General features: G+C 60.1%; 15 protein-coding genes and 3 pseudogenes. 8 read left to right on the plus strand and 10 right to left on the minus strand.

All coding sequences use genetic code 11. From position 1 onward, the window contains the following. Nucleotides 1-193 precede the first annotated feature (193 nt). From rlxS to N1058_RS18695, 6 genes and pseudogenes are all read left to right on the plus strand, one after another. Nucleotides 194-2,167 carry a relaxase/mobilization nuclease RlxS gene (gene rlxS / locus N1058_RS18670; RefSeq protein ID WP_265519111.1) on the plus strand — a complete coding sequence of 658 codons (1,974 nt, stop codon included), beginning with the start codon at nucleotides 194-196 and terminating at the stop codon, nucleotides 2,165-2,167. 229 nt (nucleotides 2,168-2,396) lie between these two features. Continuing rightward, nucleotides 2,397-2,570, plus strand: a pseudogene (locus tag N1058_RS18675) (transposase); the annotation flags it as partial. A gap of 174 nt (nucleotides 2,571-2,744) precedes the next feature. Then, a complete protein-coding gene (locus N1058_RS18680; protein ID WP_265519112.1) occupies nucleotides 2,745-3,059 on the plus strand; it encodes a hypothetical protein in 315 nt (104 codons plus the stop codon). 286 nt (nucleotides 3,060-3,345) lie between these two features. Next, nucleotides 3,346-3,600 (plus strand): type II toxin-antitoxin system prevent-host-death family antitoxin, encoded by a 255-nt coding sequence (locus N1058_RS18685; RefSeq protein ID WP_265519113.1) that lies wholly within the window; start codon nucleotides 3,346-3,348, stop codon nucleotides 3,598-3,600. Between the two features lie 179 nt (nucleotides 3,601-3,779). Further along, a complete protein-coding gene (locus N1058_RS18690) occupies nucleotides 3,780-3,989 on the plus strand; it encodes a hypothetical protein (RefSeq protein ID WP_265519114.1) in 210 nt (69 codons plus the stop codon). Nucleotides 3,990-4,105: 116 nt separating this feature from the next. After that, nucleotides 4,106-4,473 (plus strand): annotated as a pseudogene (locus N1058_RS18695) (DDE-type integrase/transposase/recombinase); the annotation flags it as partial. A 153-nt stretch (nucleotides 4,474-4,626) separates the two neighbouring features. Here the strand turns inward: N1058_RS18695 and N1058_RS18700 are convergent. The 3 genes and pseudogenes from N1058_RS18700 to N1058_RS18710 all read right to left on the minus strand — a co-directional run bounded on the left by N1058_RS18700 (nucleotide 4,627) and on the right by N1058_RS18710 (nucleotide 7,392). Beyond that, entirely contained in the window at nucleotides 4,627-6,534 is a 1,908-nt protein-coding gene (locus N1058_RS18700; RefSeq protein WP_265519115.1) for a putative bifunctional diguanylate cyclase/phosphodiesterase, read from the minus strand. 388 nt (nucleotides 6,535-6,922) lie between these two features. Further along, nucleotides 6,923-7,106: pseudogene (locus N1058_RS18705) on the minus strand (hypothetical protein); the annotation flags it as partial. Further along, nucleotides 7,096-7,392, minus strand: a complete 297-nt coding sequence (locus N1058_RS18710) for a hypothetical protein (protein WP_265519116.1) — start codon at nucleotides 7,390-7,392, stop codon at nucleotides 7,096-7,098. The pseudogene N1058_RS18705 and the gene N1058_RS18710, both read right to left, overlap by 11 nt. A 482-nt stretch (nucleotides 7,393-7,874) precedes the next feature. Here N1058_RS18710 and N1058_RS18715 point away from each other — a divergent pair, with 482 nt between their 5' ends. Then, the gene (locus tag N1058_RS18715; RefSeq protein WP_265519117.1) at nucleotides 7,875-9,713 is read left to right on the plus strand and encodes a type II toxin-antitoxin system HipA family toxin; all 1,839 of its coding nucleotides are present in this window, start codon (nucleotides 7,875-7,877) and stop codon (nucleotides 9,711-9,713) included. Nucleotides 9,714-9,947: 234 nt separating this feature from the next. Here the strand turns inward: N1058_RS18715 and N1058_RS18720 are convergent, their stop codons facing one another. Further along, complete coding sequence (locus tag N1058_RS18720) at nucleotides 9,948-10,385, minus strand: CBS domain-containing protein (RefSeq protein WP_265519118.1); 438 nt, start codon at nucleotides 10,383-10,385, stop codon at nucleotides 9,948-9,950. A 373-nt stretch (nucleotides 10,386-10,758) separates the two neighbouring features. On the opposite strand from N1058_RS18720, the gene N1058_RS18725 reads away from it, so the two are divergent. Continuing rightward, nucleotides 10,759-10,932: a hypothetical protein gene (locus tag N1058_RS18725; protein ID WP_265519119.1), complete on the plus strand. Its 174-nt coding sequence runs from the start codon at nucleotides 10,759-10,761 to the stop codon at nucleotides 10,930-10,932. 515 nt (nucleotides 10,933-11,447) lie between these two features. On the opposite strand, the gene N1058_RS18730 is transcribed toward N1058_RS18725, so the two are convergent. From N1058_RS18730 to N1058_RS18760, 6 genes are all read right to left on the minus strand, one after another. Further along, entirely contained in the window at nucleotides 11,448-11,822 is a 375-nt protein-coding gene (locus N1058_RS18730; protein WP_265519120.1) for a hypothetical protein, read from the minus strand. Between the two features lie 806 nt (nucleotides 11,823-12,628). Then, nucleotides 12,629-14,341 carry a putative bifunctional diguanylate cyclase/phosphodiesterase gene (locus N1058_RS18740; protein WP_265519121.1) on the minus strand — a complete coding sequence of 571 codons (1,713 nt, stop codon included), beginning with the start codon at nucleotides 14,339-14,341 and terminating at the stop codon, nucleotides 12,629-12,631. A gap of 151 nt (nucleotides 14,342-14,492) precedes the next feature. Then, complete coding sequence (locus N1058_RS18745; protein WP_265519122.1) at nucleotides 14,493-15,542, minus strand: ABC transporter ATP-binding protein; 1,050 nt, start codon at nucleotides 15,540-15,542, stop codon at nucleotides 14,493-14,495. A 24-nt stretch (nucleotides 15,543-15,566) separates the two neighbouring features. Beyond that, nucleotides 15,567-16,409 (minus strand): carbohydrate ABC transporter permease, encoded by an 843-nt coding sequence (locus N1058_RS18750; RefSeq protein ID WP_265519206.1) that lies wholly within the window; start codon nucleotides 16,407-16,409, stop codon nucleotides 15,567-15,569. Nucleotides 16,410-16,411: 2 nt separating this feature from the next. Next, nucleotides 16,412-17,341, minus strand: coding sequence for a carbohydrate ABC transporter permease (locus N1058_RS18755; protein ID WP_265519123.1), 930 nt, complete (start codon nucleotides 17,339-17,341; stop codon nucleotides 16,412-16,414). A gap of 10 nt (nucleotides 17,342-17,351) precedes the next feature. Further along, entirely contained in the window at nucleotides 17,352-18,599 is a 1,248-nt protein-coding gene (locus N1058_RS18760) for an ABC transporter substrate-binding protein (RefSeq protein ID WP_265519124.1), read from the minus strand. Nucleotides 18,600-18,603: the final 4 nt, after the last annotated feature.

The raw sequence follows: 18,603 nt of genomic DNA on the forward strand, positions 1-18,603 counted from the left end.
GGAGTCGAGGGAAGCCGCGTAAGGCAAGAAGAAGCTCTGGCACCATTCGCTGGATCACAAATGGTGAGCCTTTGTCTGCACATCAGTTTTTCTGTTCGCCCTTGGCACTATTGGCCGTACCTGTGGTGTCATGCCTGCAGCACCTGGCTGGTTTTCCTCAATATCTCTGCCACCTTTTTCGATGAGGAGCGTTATGCCCGATGACGATGATTTCAAGCCGAAGCTCGGCAGGCCCCGCGCTAACGGATCTAAGGCCGGGCGCAAGTTCCTGCATCAGGTTCTCGCCGCATCGAACCTTGCCAAAGGCGGCGGCGATGCGCGTAAACCGCTCTTCACCGGCGCGCGCATCGGACGCGGTGTTGGGGCGGGCCGCGTGCTCGCCAGCCGCGACCGTTACGCCGCCTTCCGCCAGCGCCGCGTCATCATCAAATCCCGCATCGTCAAACTGGCCGACAAGGGGATGGACGGGGCGCGGGCGCATCTGCGCTATATCCAGCGCGACGGCGTCACCCGCGAGGGGGAGCCGGGCCAGCTTTACGATGCCCAGGAGAACGATACCCGCGACAAGGCTTTCCTCGACCGTGCCGATGGTGACCGCCACCAGTTTCGCTTCATTGTCTCGGCCGAGGACGGCGCGGAATATGTCGACCTGAAGCCCCTCACCCGCCGCCTGATGGCGCGCATGGAGGAAGATCTGGCGACCCGCCTCGATTGGGTGGCGGTCGATCATTTCAACACCGGCCATCCGCACACGCATATCCTGGTGCGCGGTTGCGACGAAAAGGGCAAGGACCTCATCATCGCCCGCGACTACATCACCACCGGCATGCGCGAGCGGGCCGCCGAGATCGTCAGCCTGGATTTCGGGCCGCGCTCAGATTCCGAGATCGAGAACCGGCTGCGTCGCGAGATCGAGCAGGAACGGCTGACCAGCATCGACCGCCGCCTGGTCCGCGAGATGGACGAGATGGGTGTCGTTGCTGCGACAGATCGCGACGCCTTCCAGCAGAGCCTGCGGGCTGGCCGCCTACAGAAGCTGAGGCGGCTGGGCTTGGCCGAGGAACTTCGCCCCGGTGGGTGGTGGCTTGAAGAAGGGTTGGTGGATACGCTGCGTCGAATGGGCGAGCGCGGCGACATCATCAAGACCCTGCACCGGGAAATGGCCAGGCAAAATATCGTTCGCAGTCCCACTGACTACGCGATCTTCGACACCACGGATGCGAACACGAAGTCCGTTGTCGGGCGTGTGATGGCGCGCGGGCTCTCTGATGAGATCAAAGATCGTCATTACCTGATTGTCGATGGCGTAGACGGGCGCGCTCATTATATCGACATCGGCAAGGGCGATGCGACCGACCCGACGCCGGAAGGCAACATCGTCCGCGTGAGGCCGAAGAATATCGAGCCCAAGGAAGTGGATCGAGCTGTTGCCGAAATCGCGGCAGCCAACGGCGAGCGCTACAATATCGACATCCACCTCCAGCACGATCCCCGTGCGACGGAAAGCTTCGCTGAGATCCACAATAGGCGGCTTGAAGCCATCCGCCGCGTCACCGGTGCTATCGACCGCGAGCCCGACGGAACCTGGATCATTGCGCCCGACCATCTCGACCGCGTGAGGGAATATGAACGCGGGCAGGCCAAATCAGCACCGGTTATCGTCGACAAACTCTCGCACTTGACGCTCGATCAGCAGATTGGCGCCGATGGTGCAACCTGGCTTGACCGAGAACTGATGACAAACACTCCTGAACCTACCAGCGATTTCGGTTTCGGCCGCGAAGTGCGCGAGGCCCAAGCCCGTCGCCGCCAATGGTTGATCGCGGAAGGGCTGGCGCATGAAGAAAGAAACGGCATAAAGTATCGCGCCGACATGCTGGACTCCCTGCGGCGACGCGAGCTCACCCGTGTCGGAGGAGAGCTTTCTAACCAACTCGGTCTCGGCTATGTCGAGACCCGCCACGGCGAAGCTGTCGAAGGCACGCTACGACGCGCGATCGAGCTTGCTAGCGGCAAATACGCTGTCATCGAGAAATCCCGCGAGTTGACCCTCGTCCCCTGGCGCCCCGTCCTCGACCGTCATATCGGCCGACACGTCTCCGGCATGATGCGTGGCGACAGCATTTCCTGGACCATCGGACGGCAAAGAGGGCTGGGCATTTCCTGAATTCAGTTGCCTCTGTTGGCGCGGGTGGCGCGCGACCTGCTCTTCGCCCGCCTCCCGCACCAACTCCGGAAGACACGCACAGCGGGATGCGCAAGGGCCTCTTTTGTAACGACTGTAGCGACGGCGTAGCAAGCAAACTGAACTGATGCGATGGATGCCCCCTTCGTCCGGCATCGTATGATGTCCCGGGATTGCCGGAGGCTCCTACTCTTGAGAAGGTGGAGCCATCATGAGCAATACGACAAATCGATTTTCATCTGAGGCCCGGGCCCGCGCGGTTCGGATGGTTTTGGATCACGAGGGGGAGCACCCGTCGCGTTGGGCAGCCATATCGTCGATCGCGGCCAAGATCGGCTGCACGGCGCAGACTCTCAATGAATGGGTCAAGAAGGCGGAGGTGGACAAAGTGGTCGGCGGCATCGGGATCAGTTCGGGCACGCCGGATCAAGACCGGCAATGCGCCCAGGTGGGACTGGACGCATTTCATTCAGGTCTCACCTGAGGCCACGATGGTCGGCCGGCACGAGTGCCTTTGGGCACGGGCTATCGCTTCAGGTGCCTTGCGTACGAGGGACGGGTGTGGCACGGCCGCGTGGATCGTGCGATCCGCGACCTGGAGCGGCTCCTGGCGAGGCTGAAGGATGTGCAGAAAGAAGGCGAGTTCTCGATCGCACGGCTGCACAGCCTTGGCGTGCAACTCCTGACCTATGTCCGCTCGAACCGCAGCGCGATCGTCAACTATGGAAAGCGCTACCGGTCCGGCCTTCGGGTTGCCACGACCCTCGCCGAGTCGGCAGTGAATTCACTCGTCGGCAAGCGCATGGTCAAGAAACAGCAGATGCGGTGGTCGCTCCACGGCGCGCACATGCCTATGCAGGTCCGGACAGCATAGATCAACGGCGAACTTCGCGATCGATTACGGGCACCGTTCCGACAGCCTGAACCGAGCGTACCGCCAATATTCAAGCCGAAACCACCTCTTCTGCGCGCCGCCTGACCCCAGAGAAATTACCGGTCTCGGCCAGACCGGCGACCGCAAGGCTGCAGAGGTGCAGATGGCCGCTCTTGGCTAGATACCTCGGGCGGAGCTCCGGCTCCGCCCGCTATTTCGGTCCGACAGCTCGGATTGACAGAATGACGTAAAACACCTATTTTACGTGAAACACTGGAGCCGAGAGATGAAACAGTACACCTTCTCCGATATGAACCGATTCTCGGGCGAAATCCTTGAGACGGCGATGATCGAGCCGGTCGTGCTCACCAAGCACGGCAAGGAAAAGCTCTATGTCCTCTCAGCCCGGGATTATCACCGGATGCGCGGCGAGCCGAGCCCGACGGAGTCCTATTCGCTCCATGATGCGCCGGACAACATCCATGAGGAGCTCATGACAGGGATAGACGCCATACTTGAACCTGCCAAGACCGATGTTTGAGCAGGGCGACGTCGCCGAGTTCCACTATCTCTGGCGCCGCGAAGCACAAAAGGGCGAGGAATCCGGTCGGAAGCCTCGCCCTGTCTGTATCGTGATCAAGACCCCGGGCAACCCGGACGTCGTATTTTCTCTTTCCCTTCACGTCCAAGCCACCGATTGCCGGCCAGGTCGCCCTGAGCGTGCCGGAAACAGAATGTCGCCGCATCGGCCTTGCCGCGCCGTGCTGGATCATTCTCGATGAGTACAATCGCGTCGAAATGGACAAGGACTATGACTTCGTGTCGACCGAGCCCATCGGATCAGTGAGTACTGCCTTCCTCCGCGAGATTGCCGCGACCATCAAGCAGTCAGCCCGGACATCCGCCATCAGAGCCGTGAAGCGGACCTGATGGCGGCCAGAGGCCTCGGTAGTGTCGCTCGTGATGTTGAGGCAAAACGGGATACCCTCCAGGGCGCCCGGCGTTCGGTCGAAGAAATTGCCGACGCGGGTGTAGCGGTAACCTTCAAGCGCTTCTTCAGAAAGGCGCTGGAGCATCATGGTCGACCGGACCGCGTCGTCATCGACGGGAGCCAGACCAATCGCGAGGCGATCGTTTCCTGGGACACGACCAACCGCCTGCAGAACCGCTCCCGGCACCGGTTGAAGCCGATCCGGATCCGCCAAAGCCAGTACCTCACGGATTGCTTTGAGCAGGATCATCGGCGCATCAAGCGCCGTGTCTGGCCAATGCTCGGCTTCAAGTCATTCGCAAGCGCGACTGCAACCCTGGCCGGCGTCGAGATGAAGCACATGATGCGCAAACGGCAGGCGAGGTATCTTACAATCCGAATCCGTCGGTTGCTGAACAGTTTGAAATCATCGCTGCAGCGTGAAGCTCTCGCCACCCCGCAGTCTCTGTGCCGCGACGAAAATTTGCAACGGAACCGTCGAATATCGTCTGCCTGCATTCATCGGCCTCTCCCCGGATCTACGCCGGCTCGATGACGAGGAAAGCTCAAGAATGTGGCCGCTATGGTGGGTGCCGGTCACAACTCCTTTGCATGCTCCTTTACTGCCAACTCAAGCGCTTGGCTCAGAGGCACCGCCTTGGAGAATAGGAAGCCCTGAGCGGTTCTGCAGCCAAGCTTGCGCAGCGCTTGCCGATCCGCCTCCGTTTCGACACCCTCGGCCATGACCTCGATCCCGAGCGTCCTACCGAGATCGATCACCGCTTTGACAAGTAGCCGGTCCTCGCGGGACTTGGCCAAGCCGCGGATGAAGCCCTGGTCTATTTTCACCTTGCCTATCCTGCTGTCCTTGAGCGATGCCAATGTGGAAAAGCCGGTGCCGAAGTCATCGAGCGCGATGGAAATGCCGGCATGTGAAAGGCGTCCAAGCTTTTCATCCACTCTGTCCGGATCCACTGGGGATTCTTCGGTAATCTCGATTTCGAACATCGTTGCGGGGAGGCCCCTTGCCGTCAGACCATTCAGGACCATGTCGTCGATATCGCCGGCTTCCAATTCGCGCGGTGAAACATTCATCGCCACACGAACATCACGACAGTCAGCTTTCACCAATCCCTCGATAAGAGCGCAACAGTCGGCGAATACCGTTTGAGTCAGCAGCTGAAGCATTCCGGTTTCGCGTGCGGCTGTCATGATTTCGGGTGGAGAGATGGCACCATGAATCGGATGGGACCACCTTAGCAAGGCTTCAAAACCGACCACGGCCTCGGTATCGAGTCTTACAATGGACTGGAACCATGGGCCCAAGCTTCCTGTCTCTATCGCCGAATGAAGGTCGCGTTCGATGGACTGGCGCCGTTGGAGTTCCCTGTCGAGTTCGGCATCGAACAGGCAAAATTCGTTCCTGCCACGACGCTTAGCCGTGTAAAGGGCGACATCCGCGCGCAGTAACATTTCCGTCAGCCCCGGCCTTTCAGCCAGGTATATTCCTATGGATGCACCGATCCGAACGGACGGGACCTTAGGATAAGGGCTGGCAACTTTGTCTATGATATTGGATGCGAGGTTGCTGGGAGAAAGCGGACCCCTCAGTGAGCGATAAAACAGCACGAACTCATCGCCACCGATGCGGGCGAGCGTCGAGCCTTCCGGCGCTTCCTCCTCTATCCGGCGGGCGATCATGGCGAGCAGTTCGTCACCGGTCCTGTGACCGTAGGTATCGTTGACAGATTTGAAGCCGTCTAGATCAATCAGCATTGCGACAAAGGGACCGTTTGTGTTCTCGAACTGATCGATTGCGTGTGCGAGGCCCCGTCTGTTGAGAAGGTCCGTCAGGGGATCCTCCCTGGAATTGCGCTCCATCTCCGCTGCAAGCCGCTCCGCCTCATGTCTCAGGCGGCTCGCTTCGCGGAAGCGCGCTTGTCCAATTGACGAGCTTCGAACCAAGCCGCCCATGAAGAGCAGAACGGCAAAAGCCAGAATATAATCTTCAAAGCTGCCTTTCGCCGACAAGCAACCCACCGTGATGAGGAGCGGCGGTGTGATGAAGTTGGTCGCTGCCGCGGCATATGAACTGCCGTATGTAACCGCACCAGCTGAAATACCCGCCAAAATAATCAGATGCAGCGGCGCTTGGGGTGTTGTGTAGCCAACAGTAAGGACGGCAAGAAAGGACCAGGCAAACCCTGCCAGAAGAGCAAGGATGCCAAACCAGCGAAGCCGCTGCGAAATCCCTGTTAAATCGTCCTGGCGCCCCGTCTCCTTTAGCTGATAACGGGCGAGTCCGAGGCGGGCGGCATTTATCGCATTGACAGCCAAGAACCAGATTGCGGCGGCAAAGCCGCCGCCAGAAAGGGCCTGCACCGTCAAAATTAGGCCTGATAGGATAGTGCTTATCGGCATCGACACGAAGAGGCCGGCCCTCAGGTCAGCAAGCTGATCCTGACGAATTCTGGCCTCCAGCGTGGCTTCTTTGTTAAGGACCATAGACCAGTCAGCTCGCTTGCCATGCCTCTTCGCAACGCAAGCCTATGCAAGGCCCCTGAAGGACGGGTTAACTGTTCAACGGGGTATGAGCCTACTGGGTCTCTGAGCCACATTGCCGAGGCCCTGGCGGCCAATCGCCAGGGGATGCCGAATTCGAGACCGGTAACTTCTCTGGGATCAGACGGCTCGCAGGAAGCGATCAATAAACTGACGTTCCACACTGCAAGCAACTTATGCATCTTTCGAAGCACAAAGCATGAACACGAGAATTGAAAAAGCTCTGACTTTCAGATCGCCAGCGGACACCAGATTGCCTGGACCCGCTCGGAAAAGGTGCCAAAGGCGGCTCGTTTCGGGGAGCGAAAAAAGGTGGGGGTCAAGCTGCTCCAGAGCGCCCCTGCAGCACATCCAGATAGACGCTGGTGCCCGGAAACAGCGGCCCACCTATTGCGGGTTCGTCAGCAGCCCATGGGAGATCTTCGTCGGCCCTGCACTCGAGAGTTCCGGAGTGTTCTTTCTGAGGCTTCAGTGACCGGTAGCGACCGGAGGGTTCCGGAGAGATCAAACCCCAAGATCAATATCCGCCGGGATGCTACCCTTGCGGCCGACCAGCCGGGCCCTAAAGTCATCTTCGAGAGCCAGTCGAGAAAGCGCCAATTCCAACAGCTCTGTGTCAGAGGCGACATGGGCACGCTTTTTGGCCGCCTCGATCAGTTCCGAGTGCACCCGCCCTGACAAGCGCGTATTTTTGGCCGTGCCAAGGAGACCAACGGCCTTCGCTTGCTCAAGCACGAGCTTGTTACGAGTCAACGCAACCTTTGCTTCAATTCCTGCAGCAGAATTGGGTTGGGGGCCCATGTCGACCTCCTATGTGTGTTAAACAGAATATAGATTGCGTTGGACGGCAAGGCACGTCCGGGAACAGCGGTAGATTGCCGTGAATGCGGTCCAGCCCGACGCTGAGCGCCCGTTGCATGGCTTTTTACGCCACGATGGTGGGCGTTGCCCTGGTCGCGCCAGCCATGATTTCCGCTGATTGGCAGGAGGCGACGGTCAGCCAGCAGCGGTGACGACGTGGTCGCCAAACCGGTCCTTGTTCATTATTATCCAACTTACCGCGCCCGGGCGTACATTCGGGTCAGCCGCGAACCTTTTGGATGAAAAGGGGGTCCCCCTTTCCACGATCATTGACAATGCAGGTCGCGCAGAGGGCGCACAGCGCAACGAGGGCGTAAAATTCTAACTTTCCCGTGCCTGAAGAACGCAAAAGTCAGAATCCTCTTGGCAAGCATCCTCCGAAATACTAACTTTCCCGTTCATCAGGCACGGGAAAGTTAGAAATGCCTCTCCATCTTGTCGGCGAAACGATCGATAAAACCCGCAGTCATTACCAGGCGGAAACGGGCAAGCTCGTGCAGCTGATGCGCGGCGTTTATTTCGATGCCGACGACGACATCGAGGCTGTCGTTCTCAGGCACGCCGTCCGCATCGCGCGCTATCTCTATCCCCGTGCCTATCTCTCAGCCGCCAGCGCTGTGCTGTTGGGGCCGACACGCGATGGCCGGCTGTTTCTCAGCGGGCGACGGAAGCAGCGCACGCGGCTACGATCTCTGGAGATCATCCAGAACGAAGCGCCCAACAGCCCTTCGATCGCCCAGGCGGTCATCGATGATGGCATGGGTGAGTTCCGCGTGGACGTTTCATCTATGCGCCAGCGCTTCCTTGAAGCCTTCAGACTGCGCAGCGAGCACGCGGCATCCATCGACGATTCTATGCGCGAGACGATCGCCCAAAGGCTCATGGAAGAGTACGGCGATGCCAAAGGCGCGGCGGACGCCGTGTGGGCGCTTGCGCGAGAGAACCAATGGTACCGCGAAGGCGAACTGGCCGAACGCTATTTCCTGCGCCGTCCTGCCGCCGCGCCGGCGCGCAACGAAGCGGCCATCGATCTCATTGTCGCATGGCATGGCCGGCCCATCGGCAGCCTCATACATGACGGCTTCGAATGGCGCTGGCGACCGACGGATGAGAATGGGCCGCCATTGATCCGGCAGACAACACCCGGAAAGCTGCCGCCCTTTATCCTTTCGCTGCTGCCTGAAGGGTGGTTGGAATCAGTCCTTCAGGAACGGGACGAACGGGCAGTGCTGCGTTCCGGCAAGCGCTACATGTCCAATATAACGATCGTCGAAAATCAAAGCGAACTGGCAATGCTGCCCGCCGACATTCTGCTGACGCCTCTTGCCGGCTTTTCCAAAGGTGGCGTGTTCACGGGCCGCTACGAGGGGCCAGGGCGGAGCGACATCGAGCAGAATTTCGAGCGCAATCTCGCTCAGATATATGCGCGCGCAGAGACGCCCCGGCTTTCCGGCGTGCAGATCAAGGCACCGATGTACCTGGCCGGCGACGGAACACTCACACCGAGCGTTACCAAGCCTTTCACCCATATCCTCAAACCGGCAGGGACAAGCGGCTTTGAGGCCTTGCCTGTTATCGAATGGCAGTCGCTAACGCTGGGCGCCGTCGCCGGGTTCGTAGCGCCTTCAATGGCGTTGGTTGCCATGCCGGACGGCATGCCGCCGGCTTTGCTTGTCGAGCGCTTTGACATTCGCACCAGCCAAGAAGATCGACGTCTCCTGGCGATGGAGGATTTCGCCTCGGTTTTGGGCGTGCCCACAGAAGCCAAGTATGACGGGACGATCGAGCGCGTGGCACGCGCACTGCGGCCCCTTTCTACAATGCCGGACGAGGATGTGCTGCTGGTGTTAAAACGGACCGTGTTCGCCTGGCTGATTGCCGACGGCGATATGCACCTCAAGAACTTGGCGCTTCTCAAGATCGCGGAACCCGGCAGCCGTCAATTCACCTCTGTACGTATGGCACCGCTTTACGATGCCGTGACAACACGGATATTTCCCGGTCTGGAAAGCGACCGTATGGCTCTCAAACTGAACGGCAAGGACGACCGGCTGCGACGGGCGGACTTTCGCGCTGTCGCCGCCACCACGGGTATCAAGGCCGCGGATGCCGACGCGGCGATCGATGATGTTGTCTCACGCCTGGACGCTGGGTTGGAGGCTTTGGCGCTTCCCGATATCGCACCGGCAGGATCGCCCATCGCTGAGTCAGCGGAACGGATGCGCAATCTGGTGAGAGAACGCCTCGACGCATTTTCCTGAAAACCCCGGAATGTCCGCAACACCTGCGGACCTGCGATCATGAATTATCAGTCAACAGTGAATAATCCGGGCCTCTTAAGCGGCGAACTGCTTCGGCCTGAACTGGAGCACCGCGATCAAGAGCGGCAAAAACACCTTCAGCCGTAAGCCGGCGTCACCGCTTTAGGGCCGGCACGCGCCGGTGGTGACCCACACGGGAAACCACCGGCTCGTTTCAGGCTCCTGAACCGATGCTCAGGCGACTCCCAGATGTCTTTCCGCATCGCGCGCAGCGATCTTGGCGAGCGGTGCAAATATCGAGCTTTCGCCCTTCAACGCAATGTCACCCAACGAGAGAATGCCGATCATCCGCTTCTGGCGGTTGAGCACCGGCAGGTGGTGGACCTGCCGCTCCTGCATCTGGTCGAGCGCTTCGCTCAGCGTCTGGTCGTCGAAGCAGAAGAAAATTCCCGACGACATCACGGAACGGCAGGTCAGCGTGTCAATGGGCTCGCCGGTCGCCACCGCGCGGCAGGTGATATCTCGATCCGTAATCATGCCCACAAGCCGATCGTTTTCGCCGATTGGCACGCAACCGATGCCCTCGTCGCGCATGATACGCGCCACCTCTTGAATGGGTGTGTCGGGGGAGTACCACCGCACATCTTCCGTCATCGCCTCGTTTACCAGCATGGTCGCCTCCATTCAGGCCAGGCCCCATCGGGATGGTGGACGGATGATGTAGCAAAGACGGGACCGGGCAGTTGTGCCGCTACCGTGGTACCGCCCACCATATCCCAATGTCATTATGCATCCATCTGAATACGGGAACCAGATGTTCTCCGGCCCTGGCTGCAAAAGTGATCGCGGAGTTAGGTCAACAGCATGAACAGGAGGCAGCGATCTGTGCAGTTCGTCGATCAGCAGCAAGCCCAGTCCGACCAGTCCGATCGCGAGTTCGGTCAGCCACTGCGTAACGTGCCATGCACTTACTCCTCATGGATGATCTTGCCACCGGGCCGAGATGGTGCTTCAATTCGGCATCGAAGCTTGGGGGAAGGGTCCAATGGAACTCTTTCAGTCCGCACAGAACGTTTGCACGGCCAGTGGCGGGATTTCCTTCACGACATTTGCAACGCTGTTCGTCATCTTCGGTGCCGCCGGTGCCGTCCAGTTCATGCGCATCCGCGCCAAAGGCTATTCTCTTTCCCAGCCGAGATCGGGGCCGCTTCCGGCCTGATCCGATCGGCGCGGGTCTTGATTGCCATCCGTTCGCTTTCAAGCCGGCCCGTAAGCGCGGATCGAACCTCTTCGATCTTCGACGGTCGCCAGTCTGGTTGGACTAGGCGCACCCACCCTCCAAAGCGGGTAGCCTTGAGAGTTCGCCACGTTAAGGCCGCAGCCATGCCGACCATCCCGTTACAGCTTCGTTCGTGAGGCCAAGGCGAATTGAATCCTTATCCCAAATTCGGATTTCGGTAGGCTCGCCAGGTAGGACTGTAACAACAACACGCCCGCTTGTTCGCAAGGCATACCAAGTTTTCTGACCCGGTCGTCGTCCGGCTTGGGGATTGCGATCCGCTTGACCGGCTGCGGCTGATAGGTTCCCTTGAGCAATTGAGACCGGATGCTTGATGCCCTGCCTTGCATTGCGACAGTGCAGCACCCCTTCGTGCAAGAAAGCGCGGCCTGGACTTCTTTAACGGAAGAGTCCCAGGCCGCCAGTCGCGCTCGGCGGCGGCGCTTGGATGCCAGTTATCGCAGCTCGCGCCCAGCGCCGCCTTTGGCGACGAAGCGAACCGCAGCACCGAGAGCCGCGGCCGCACGGGTGGAACTGCGCTCCTCTGCTGGTCTCTCAGCATAACTGGGCTGGTTCCGCTGGGGCGGCAGCTGGAATACAGGGCTGTGGAATTTGGCATCGAACGCTACGGCCAAGTCGAGGACAATAGCGGCGCCAGCAACACAGTCCGTGATGTCATCGTCCGACACGTGCAATCCGGGAAACTGCCTGCGCACTTCCTGGATCGCCTCAAAAGTCGAAACCGCTTGGGTTCCGGACTTTTTTTGCAAAAGGATCTTGATCGCCTCCAGCACTTCAGCTGGCAGGCGGCTGTGCACCGTGCCGTTCATGATGATGTCCTCCCAACAAAAATTATGCGCCGCGTGCGGTCGGCTGTCCAGACCATTTTAGACTTTGGTCGAACAATCAAGGGCAGGCCTCCGTGCGAGATCAGGCCTTTGCTTGGAAAGCCTGGAACTGGAAGGCCGCCGCCGCCAACTTTGAAGAAGCCGCCTGAGCCAAGCCTCAGCGGACGCCCGTCGGCGTCGCCACCGTCTCTGCATCACTTGTACGCGATGAAGTGCGCACGCGCCTGACCTCTGCTGCCGGCCGCGGGCATGGTCCCGCGGCCGGAACCCCGCCAAAGAAGTGCTGCAATGGCGACCGTAAATGAATTCTTCGATATGGGTGCCGCGCCGATGCGAATTGGCATAGCGTGATCTCGATGTGCTGGCATCCTTCTACAAGTCGGTCCTCGGCCTCACTCGGCTTGAGGCCACGAGTGGCCGCATTACGCTCGGTAAGACGCAGAATAGTGGCCCGCCTATCACCGCCATGAATCGCTAGCGCCCTACCGATTCATAGGAGTCGTTGGACACTGCTTCTGCGAGAAACGTCCCATGTCCAGTGAAGATATCCGCCCCGCCACCTTCCCGCATCGATCCCGTACACAACATGCGGCGGTTCTTCACCCTGACGATCCGGCCGACATTGTTCGGCGGCGCCTCGTTAATTCGCGGGGGACGCATCGCACCAATGGTCAGTCCCGCTCCTTACGGCCCTCGGTCTCGCCGCGCTGCTCTTCGCGTGCCCACAAATAGAGATAGCCAATGACGGCAGCGGTGCGGATCGAGTCATAATTCAAAGTCGGACGGTCTCATTTTCTCGTGCATAGGCCTCGACGGCATTCTCGAATCAGCCAGGCGCGGAACTCCGCCTCAGTAAGCGGTTTTGCAATAAAAAATCCCTGGCCAAAATCACATGAGAGATCGCGCAGCAAATCATAGACCGCCTTTGTCTCGATGCCCTCGGCGGTGACGCTGAACCCGAGCTTGTGACAGGCCTCGAGTGTCGTCTCGATGAGCAGGCGGCTACGCGGGTTCGCCATCGCATCATCGCGAAGGAACGTGCGATCGAGCTTCAGCGAATCTGCGGGTAAATCCCGCAGGTAGGCTATGGAACTCTGCCCCGTTCCGAAGTCATCGAGGGCGACCGAGATGCCGAGATCTTGCAGGAGGGCAAGATTGGTGGAGACTTCATCCAGCGATCTTATCAAACCACTTTCGGTGACTTCGACTTCGAGCCGTCGCGCCTCGACCCCGTGCCGCTCGAGAAGTTCAAGGATCATTGCCGGCAGGTTCGCTTCTTCAAGGTTCCGGATAGCCAGGTTCACGGAGAGCGAAAGCGGCAATCCTTGGGTGTGCCAATCGGCCATTTGCCTGATCGCCAGGCTCAGCACTCTTTCCGACAATGGTCTAATCAGCTCCGTCTGCTCGGCAATGGGTATGAAATCAGAGGGCGCGATCAGCCCAAATTCAGGGTGGTGCCAGCGCACCAACGCCTCGGCTCCAACACACACGCCTGTCTCCAGCGCCACTTTCGGCTGGTAGTGCAGCGTAATCTCTTCAGAATTGCGTAAGGCTCGCTGTAGGTCCGGCAGCAATCTCAGCCGCGCCCGGCGGGCGTCGTCCCTCCGGTGGTCAAACACCAGCACGGCCTGCTTCGCTGCCGTGGCATCCTGAAGCGCTGACAGCGATGCTCGAAGCAGAGCGAGCGAAGTGCTTGCGTGCTCGCCAAATTGCGCCAGCCCAACATGCGCCTCCGATCGAATCGGTATGCCATCGATGATGACCGGTTCGTTCAGCGCCTCGACCAGCGCCGATCCCACGGCTGCCGCCTCTTCCTGAGGAGCCGTCACGACCAGCGCAAACACGCCGCTGCTGATGTGGAACAGTTTGGCATCATCGGGCAGGACCCTTTTCAGCCGCTCTGCGACGGCCTTCTGCAGGGAGGCGCCCTGTTCATGGCCAAGACTCGATGAGATTGTTTCCAGTTGCCCAATCTGCAAGCTCAGGAGCAGAAGCGGCGAGTGCTGCGGGATGCCGGAACGGATCAATTGATCAAGACGCTCAAGGCATCGCGTCCGGTTCGCAAGACCCGTCAGCGGATTGTAGTAGCTCTGCCGTCGGATCATATGCAGTTGCCGGTCGCGGATAGAGAAAGCCAGGCCGGCGAGACCCCCGATGAGGACGAAAAATGCACCTCTGACCAGCCAGTTTGTCGTGGCCTGGGCGATGCCTGCAGCAACGTCCAGGGGCATGAGCGGACCCAGGAACAGGGAAGTCACAACGGCGGTCACCACGCCACCGGGCAGTCCAAATGCCGCAGCCCCCGCGATGATTGCGACATAGGCGACATGGCTATAGGCGAAACTGGTGCCACCTGTGACGTAAACAACGGCGGCTGCACCGATTGAGAGCACGCCTACCAGCGCCGCAGCGGCGATCCGCCACGTCCAGCTTGCCGCTTTCGGAATCCCCAAAATGGAGGCACCGAAGTGCGCGATCGTCTTCTTATGCTGTGTCGGCATGCGCAAGAGTGATCCTGGTGGCTGGCTGGCTCAACCAAATCATACTGTGCGTAATATAAGGTAAATCTGGGTGACAATGGCCCCGTGCCAGCCAATCATGCCTTGGTCTTGCTCGTGGTCGGCGAGGGCTTCAATCTAAACTCATTCTGCGCTAGGCGGCGCGTTGCAACGGCCGGATCGCCTCGCCCTTTCCGTCGAAGAAGTGCAAATTCTCCGGATCGATTGCCAGGCCAATGGCATCGTCGATCCTGGGCGTGTTCTGGCCGTTGTGGATTACCAGTACGGTCTCGCCGCTTTCGAGCTCGATATGGAGCAGGGTTGCCGCGCCCGTATATTCGCTGATCATCACCGTGCCGCGCAGAATTCCCGCGCCGGCATCGACGACAGAAAGATGTTCGGGCCGCATGCCGATCCCGTGTGCGGAGCCGATCTTCAGCCCGCGCGTTGCGAGTTGCCGTTCCACTGAAGCGGCGAGCAGGACGTTCATGCGCGGGCTGCCGATGAATTGGGCGACGAACAGATTGTCCGGGCGCTCGTAGAGCTCGCGCGGGGTGCCAACCTGCTCGATCACGCCGTCGCGCAAGACGACGATCTTGTCCGCCAGCGTCATCGCCTCTATCTGGTCGTGCGTGACGTAGACCATGGTGTTGCCGAGCTTCTTGTGGAGCGCGGCGATCTCGGCGCGCATATGCACGCGCAGCTCGGCATCCAGATTTGAAAGCGGCTCGTCGAAGAGGAAGACCTGCGGGTGGCCCACAATGGCGCGGCCGATCGCGACGCGCTGGCGCTGTCCGCCCGAAAGCTCCCTTGGATAGCGGTGGAGCAGCGCTTCCAGCTTGAGCGAAGCGGCGGCTTCCATCACCCGCCGTTCTGCCTCCTCAGCCGGCACTTTGCGCACCTTCAGTCCAAAACCCATGTTCTGCTTGACGGTCAGATGCGGGTAAAGCGCGTAGGACTGGAAGACCATGGCTACGCCCCGCTGGGCCGCCTGCACGTCGTTGATCAGCCGGTCCCCGATATAAAGCTCGCCCTCTGTGATGTCTTCCAGGCCTGAGATCATGCGAAGGAGGGTGGATTTGCCGCAGCCCGATGGGCCGACGAAGACGACGAATTCACCATCCTCGATTGCAAGGTCGACGCCTCGGATCACCTCCGTAGAGCCGAAGCGCTTTTTGAGATTCTGAAGTCGCAGACTGGTCATGAGTTGTGTCCTTAGCCGTCCCGGCTATCCCTTGACGCCCGAAAGGGCGAAGCTTTCGATGATCTGGCGCTGCGCGATCAGATAGACGATCAGAATCGGCACCACCGCGAGGCTGGTAGCCGCCAGTTGCAGGTGCCAGAGCGGCAGGCCGTAGGAATCGGTGAAGTTGCTGAGTGCGAGCGGGAGGGTGAAGCGTTCGAGCGAACTGATGAACACCAGCGGCTCGAGGAAGAGATTCCAGGAGAAGAGGAAGGTGATGATGGAGACGGCGGCGAGCGCCGGCCGCGACATGGGCAGCGCCACGCGCCACCAGATGCCGAAGCGCGAAAGCCCGTCCATCTTGCCCGCTTCCTCCAGTTCCTTCGGGATGGCGAGAAAATATTGCCGCATCAGGAAAGTGGCCATCACACCATGCGAGCCGAAGACCGGTAGGAGGATGAGCGGCGCGTGCGTGTCCATGAGCCCCATCCAGCGGATGAGGAAGAAATTCGGGATGATGGTCACCTCTTCCGGCACCATGAGCGCTGAGAGGAGGAACAGCATCAGTAGTCCCGCCCCGGCAAAGCGCATTCTGGCAAGCGCATAGCCGGCAAGCGACGAGATCACCAGGGTGAGCACGGTGACGGTGACCGCGATGTAGAGCGAATTGAAATATTGCCGCGCGAAGGGCTGGTACTCGAACACTTCGATGTAGTTCTGCCAGCGCCACACGCGCGGGATGAGGCTTGGCTGGCCAAAGATCTCGGTCGCGCTCTTGAAGCCGGACGAGACCATCCACAGGAAGGGAAAGACGAAAGGCACGGCGACCACGAGCAGTGCCAATGTCAGGCAGGTGCGCGAGATGAGACGTGTCTGGCGGGTGGTCAAGGTCACTGCATGTCCCTCCGCCGCAGGATCATCTGCACGACCGTGAGTGCCAAGACTATGACGAACATGATCATGGCGAGCGCCGAGGCATAACCGACATTGAAGAACTTGAAGCCCTGCTCGTAGATGTAGAAGGCAAGCACGAGGGTGCCGTTTTCCGGGCCGCCGCCGGTCATCAGGTAGATGTGGTCGAACACCTTGAAAGAGCCGATCATGGTGATGACGAATATGACGAGCGTGGTGGGCGCCAGGAGCGGCCAGATCACCATGCGGAAAATCTGCCAGTTGGAAGCGCCTTCAAGCCGCGCCGCCGCCTCGTAGTCGCGGGGGATTGCCTGGAGCGCTGCGATATAAAGGATCATGTTCAGCCCCACCATCTTGATGACGCGGGTGACTATGACGGCGACCATTGCCCAGTCGGGCTCGCGCAGCCAGTTGGGACCGTCTATGCCCACCACCGCCAGGAGTTGGTTTACCGCCCCTGCCTCGCCCTGCAGCAGGAACTTCCAAACGATGGCCCAGGCCACCGCGGAGGTCACCACAGGGGCGAAGAAGATGGTGCGGAAGAACACGACCCCACGGAACGGCCTTGACAGGGCAAGCGCCAGCATCAGGGCCAGCGACATGTTGAGCGGCACGAGCCCGAGGGCGAAGACAAACGAGTTGCGCAGCACATGCCAGAAATCGGGATTGCGCGAGAGCGCGTCGACATAGTTATCGATCCCGACGAAGGTGGATTGCTGGGTCAGGAGGTTCCATTCCGTCAGGCTGAAATAGACAACCGCGACCAGCGGGCCGAGGAAGAAGAGCAAGAAACCCACGACGGTGGGGCTGACGAACAGCCAAGCTTCGATGGCCTCGCGCTGCCGCAATGAAAATCTCGGCGCGCGCAGGCCGCGCGCCGAAACATGATTGGTGAGGGTGTCGGCCATCGGCTCGCCGCTAGAGGAGAGGCTCGACCGCCGCGCAAACGCCTTCCAGCGCCTGCTTCACGTCGGCATCGGCGCGCCATAGGGCGTCGACCTTCGGCGCCATGGCGGCGAGGATCTGCGGGCTGCGCTCATGGCTCGGCAGAACCTTGCCATTGGCGATGGCGTCGCTCACATGCGCCATCTGCTCGGCCGGAATGATCGAGTTGGCCTGTGTGAAGGCGTCGCTTTCGAGGACGGATTTGCGCGCGGGCGGGAAGAACTGCGCCATCTTGGCGACGTTCTCCTTGTTCGTCATATGGGCAACGAACTCGGCCGCAAGGTCTTTCTTGCCACCGCGCTCGAACACCACGATGGCGGCCTGGCCGATCACCGGCGCCTCGCCGGCGGGGCCGGAAGGCAGCGGCGCGATGCCCCAGTCGAAGCCCGCCTCCGACATTTTGGAGGCGCGCGAGATCTGGTTGATGGTCATGGCCGAGGAGCCGGAGAAATAATCGCCCTGCTCGCCCGGCGGCACAATGGACTTGTCCTCAAAGACCATTTCGTGGAGTTGCTCCACAGCCGCCACCGCCTCGGGATCATCGAAGCCGCATTCGCCGTTTGCCCAGGCATCGCCGCCATAGGCGCGAATGGGCGGCATCAACGCGTGCATGATGCGGGAATCATATCCCTGCCCGTCCTTGAACTCGAAGCCCCACTTGCCCGTCTTCTCCTTAACGGTGCCGGCCACCTCCTGGAACTTTTCCATGTTCCACTCGCCTTTTTGGGCAAGCTCCAGGGGCGTCTCGACTTCCGCCTCGTCGAACAGGGTCTTGTTGTAGAAGATCATGAAAGGCGAGGTGGAGAAGGGAACGCCGTGGACCGTCTCGCCGGACACCCAGAGGCCCATCGCGGCTTCGGAGTAATCGGCATAGTCGTAGCCTTCCGCCGCTTGCAGTGTCGGGCCGAGATCCATCAGCACGTTGGCCGCCGCGAAGGTGGGTGCCGCATCTTCCATCATCCAGCCGAGATCGGGCGGATTGCCGCCGGCAAGCTGGAAGGTGAGCTTCTGCGTGTAGTCGGCGGCGGGGATCGTCTCGAACTGCACATTCACGTCAGGATGCGACTGTTTGAAGCTCTCGGCGATCTCGTCCAGCATCTTCAGATGCGCCTCGCTGCCGGTCCACACGGTGAAGCGAAGATCTTCCGCTAGGACCGGTCCGCCGGCCATGAGACCGAACAGGACTGTCGAAGTGGCCAGTATTCCAAGTCGCGTTTTCATGGAT

This window comes from Nitratireductor luteus (genome assembly GCF_026162365.1).
In the GTDB taxonomy this organism is placed as follows: Bacteria; Pseudomonadota; Alphaproteobacteria; order Rhizobiales; family Rhizobiaceae; genus Chelativorans; species Chelativorans luteus.

What these genes read in the sequence shown, in the direction of transcription:
- rlxS (WP_265519111.1), top strand. Translation starts at nt 194, where the DNA reads ATGCCCGATGACGATGATTTCAAGCCGAAGCTCGGCAGGCCCCGCGCT.
- N1058_RS18685 (WP_265519113.1), top strand. Translation starts at nt 3,346, where the DNA reads ATGAAACAGTACACCTTCTCCGATATGAACCGATTCTCGGGCGAAATC.
- N1058_RS18700 (WP_265519115.1), bottom strand. Translation starts at nt 6,534, where the DNA reads ATGGTCCTTAACAAAGAAGCCACGCTGGAGGCCAGAATTCGTCAGGAT.
- N1058_RS18710 (WP_265519116.1), bottom strand. Translation starts at nt 7,392, where the DNA reads ATGGGCCCCCAACCCAATTCTGCTGCAGGAATTGAAGCAAAGGTTGCG.
- N1058_RS18715 (WP_265519117.1), top strand. Translation starts at nt 7,875, where the DNA reads ATGCCTCTCCATCTTGTCGGCGAAACGATCGATAAAACCCGCAGTCAT.
- N1058_RS18720 (WP_265519118.1), bottom strand. Translation starts at nt 10,385, where the DNA reads ATGCTGGTAAACGAGGCGATGACGGAAGATGTGCGGTGGTACTCCCCC.
- N1058_RS18725 (WP_265519119.1), top strand. Translation starts at nt 10,759, where the DNA reads ATGGAACTCTTTCAGTCCGCACAGAACGTTTGCACGGCCAGTGGCGGG.
- N1058_RS18730 (WP_265519120.1), bottom strand. Translation starts at nt 11,822, where the DNA reads ATGAACGGCACGGTGCACAGCCGCCTGCCAGCTGAAGTGCTGGAGGCG.
- N1058_RS18740 (WP_265519121.1), bottom strand. Translation starts at nt 14,341, where the DNA reads ATGCCGACACAGCATAAGAAGACGATCGCGCACTTCGGTGCCTCCATT.
- N1058_RS18745 (WP_265519122.1), bottom strand. Translation starts at nt 15,542, where the DNA reads ATGACCAGTCTGCGACTTCAGAATCTCAAAAAGCGCTTCGGCTCTACG.
- N1058_RS18755 (WP_265519123.1), bottom strand. Translation starts at nt 17,341, where the DNA reads ATGGCCGACACCCTCACCAATCATGTTTCGGCGCGCGGCCTGCGCGCG.
- N1058_RS18760 (WP_265519124.1), bottom strand. Translation starts at nt 18,599, where the DNA reads ATGAAAACGCGACTTGGAATACTGGCCACTTCGACAGTCCTGTTCGGT.